Origin of the sequence: Microcystis sp. M53598_WE2, from assembly GCF_030067735.1 — a bacterium.
Taxonomy (GTDB): Bacteria; Cyanobacteriota; Cyanobacteriia; order Cyanobacteriales; family Microcystaceae; genus Microcystis; species Microcystis aeruginosa.
This window is the reverse complement of sequence record NZ_JASJFE010000915.1, coordinates 1-2,408: the sequence shown is the minus strand read 5'-3', so window position 1 is coordinate 2,408 and position 2,408 is coordinate 1. Positions and strand designations below refer to the sequence as shown.

At 45.1% G+C, this 2,408-nt stretch carries 2 protein-coding genes; one reads left to right on the top strand and one right to left on the bottom strand.

Features of this window, described 5'->3' with window-relative positions; genetic code table 11:
* The first annotated feature begins 191 nt into the window (after nucleotides 1-191).
* Entirely contained in the window at nucleotides 192-905 is a 714-nt protein-coding gene (locus PX636_RS18575; protein ID WP_288026967.1) for a response regulator, read from the top strand.
* Nucleotides 906-956: 51 nt separating this feature from the next.
* Here the strand turns inward: PX636_RS18575 and PX636_RS18570 are convergent, their stop codons facing one another.
* Complete coding sequence (locus tag PX636_RS18570; protein ID WP_061431786.1) at nucleotides 957-1,958, bottom strand: phosphoribulokinase; 1,002 nt, start codon at nucleotides 1,956-1,958, stop codon at nucleotides 957-959.
* Nucleotides 1,959-2,408 lie beyond the last annotated feature (450 nt).

Sequence of the window (2,408 nt, the reverse complement as noted above, 5' to 3'; positions counted from 1 at the left end):
TATTGGCCATCTCTGCTTTTAGTAAGTATCAATAAAATCAACCGGAAAAAGGGGATTGCCGAATGAAGAATAAGAAAGCGGAATTCAGAGAAGGAGGAAGGGAGTGAAGTCAATGTTAAGGAGCAGCTCTAATAATCGAAAAGCAAAAATTAGCAAATCATCGCCTAATTCGGCAAAACTGGTCAAAAAATATGGATAAAGTGCGGGTTATCGTTGTAGAAGATCACGATTTAACGCGCATGGGCTTAGTGGTGGCTCTCCAGCATCGGGAAGGTATTCAAGTGGTAGGGGAAGCGATCAGTGGATTACAGGGACTGAAACTGCTAGAGGAGACTAAACCCGATGTAGCGATCATCGATATAGGTTTGCCTATGATCGATGGGATCGAGTTAGTGCGACGCTTCCAACAAAATCGGGGCGAAGACCCCCTGGCCACGAAAATCCTCATGCTAACCATGCACAAAACCCAAGAACAGGTTTTAGCGGCTTTTAGTGCTGGGGCTGATTCCTACTGTATGAAGGATATTAGCATTGATAAGTTAATCGAGGCGATTTATTCCACCCACGAAGGCAATCATTGGCTTGACCCTGCGATCGCCAATATTGTTCTGCAACAAGTGCGCCAAAATGTTCCCGTCGGTGCGGCTGCCGGGACCAAAACAGTGATAATTCAAGGCGTTGACCGAGAATATCACCAATTGCTGGAAAATGCCCCCCTAACGGCACGAGAGCGAGAAATTCTCGATCTGATTGTTGCGGGTTGTAGTAATGCCGAGATTGCCGAGCGACTCTATATCACCATCGGCACGGTGAAAACCCATGTCCGCAATATCTTAAATAAACTCTCTGTGGATGATCGGACTCAAGCGGCAGTGCTGGCCCTGCGATCGGGATTAGTGGATTAAAAAAACCGGCATCCTACCCGGGTAGGATGCCGGCTCGGTCAAAACTAGAAACTAGACTTGGGCTGCCACTTTTGATTCAGCGGCCATTAGTTTTTCGTAGGTTTCACGCATTTTGAGACCGACTAACACTTGGAATAAACCCGTACCATTGGTAGAACCGGGATAATCCTTGTGTTTGAGCAGTAATTCCGTCATTTCACCGTAGTATTTAGTGCCGGTTTTGCTCAAATGGCTTTCGATGTAGATCATTTCTTCGAGGTTATCGAATTGACCATCTAGTTCCAGAATCGACACTTCATTCCCCAAGAAGCCATCTGGACCATAGTAGAGTTTAATGCCGGGATAAGCGCAGGTCAATTTACGACCGCAGGGCCGCCAATCGATGGTGGAACCTTCATCAAACAGATAAGCGGGTTCAAAGTTTTCTACCCCTTCTTTCTGGATTAAACGGACCCGTAGTAACTTACTTTCGTGATCTTCAAGTAATTGGGTGGGCAGCACTTGAATCACCACGTCAGCGTACTGTCTTTGGGGATCGATATAGGCACTGAAATCCGGTTTTCTAGAATTAATAGCCGCCATCACATCATCATAGGTGTGACCGCGCTCGGCCATATCCCGTTGAATTTTCCAGTTAACTTTGACTTCATCGCTAATATCGAGATAAACGCTGAAATCTAATAGGGCCCGGACTCGTTCATCATATAAGGGGTGCAGTCCCTCGATCACGATTACCTTATTCGGTTCGATGATTTCGGGGGGATCGATCATCCCCGTTTCATGATTATAAATAGGTTTATTAATGGCTTGACCTCCCTTAAGAGCTTTAATCTGCTCATACATCAGGTCAAAGTTATTCGCTTTCGGATTGAGTGCGGTGACACCCACCTCTTTTCTCTGTTTGCGATCGAGGCAATGGTAGTCATCTAAACAGATCACTGTCATAAACTCGGCCCCGAATAAATCGGTCAAACGACGTAAAAAAGTAGATTTCCCACAACCGGAGTCCCCAGCTACACCGATTAGAACCACGCGCTCTGGCTTATTGGCCATAGTTTCCCTCTAAATACACGACTAATTGTTAACCCATAGTAGTAATTAAACCAGACTCTGGATCCAGCAGCACCCCGCCGCCACAAATTTCTGCTGCTGACAGGTTCGGCAAGAGTCTCACGCTAGATTGAGTAGGTATTTGATACTAGATTCCCTGTTCAGATCATACCGGAATCAGTGACCAAAATCAGTTATCAGTAATCAGTTATCAGTAAACAGTGATCAGTGAAAGGACAGCACTGTTAAGTAGTCGTGCAAAATTAATTTCCTAGTGAAGATAGGCAAGGGGCAAGAGGCAAGAGGTGGTTAGATATGTGTAATTAATTTTGCTTAGGTACTTAATGCTATTTAGGGCTTGCTGAATAAATCTAAAAACCTTTGTGGATAAGGCTTTTAGACTTTTTTGACCTCAAAAAGTGCCGACCATTGGAGTGATTGGGGGGAAAATTC

Bases quoted from the DNA above. Each gene is read 5' to 3' on its own strand.
- PX636_RS18575 (WP_288026967.1), top strand. From the start codon at position 192: ATGGATAAAGTGCGGGTTATCGTTGTAGAAGATCACGATTTAACGCGC.
- PX636_RS18570 (WP_061431786.1), bottom strand. From the start codon at position 1,958: ATGGCCAATAAGCCAGAGCGCGTGGTTCTAATCGGTGTAGCTGGGGAC.